This is a genomic window from Pseudomonas sp. 2822-17 (genome assembly GCF_002742485.1).
GTDB lineage: Bacteria > Pseudomonadota > Gammaproteobacteria > Pseudomonadales > Pseudomonadaceae > Aquipseudomonas > Aquipseudomonas cyclaminis.
The window spans coordinates 1-272 of the sequence record NZ_LJRZ01000774.1 but is presented as its reverse complement, the minus strand read 5'-3'; the positions used below and the strand labels follow the sequence as shown (position 1 = coordinate 272).

At 40.8% G+C, this 272-nt stretch carries 1 protein-coding gene; it reads left to right on the top strand.

Going from position 1 to position 272, the window contains the following annotated elements; genetic code table 11:
• Window positions 1-272: aminotransferase class III-fold pyridoxal phosphate-dependent enzyme (locus tag AOA60_RS28305; RefSeq protein WP_143522577.1), on the top strand; the 272-nt coding region annotated here is incomplete at both ends.

The following is a 272-nucleotide window of genomic DNA, read 5'->3' as shown; positions in this document are numbered from 1 at the left end:
GGTGCCCTGATACCTGCTGAACAGAGCTTTATGAATAAATTAAGGGAAATTACGAGTAGGAATGGGATCATTCTTATTTTTGATGAGGTGAAAACTGGATTTCGTAGTTCCTTAGGTGGTGGACAGGAAATCTATGATATCACACCAGATATTACTACACTCGGTAAAGTAATTGGCGGTGGCTTCCCTATCGGTGTAGTAGGGGGGAAGGAAGATATCTTAACTATAAGTAAACCGAAAGCTTCTGGTGATGTGTTTAATGTTGGTCAAGG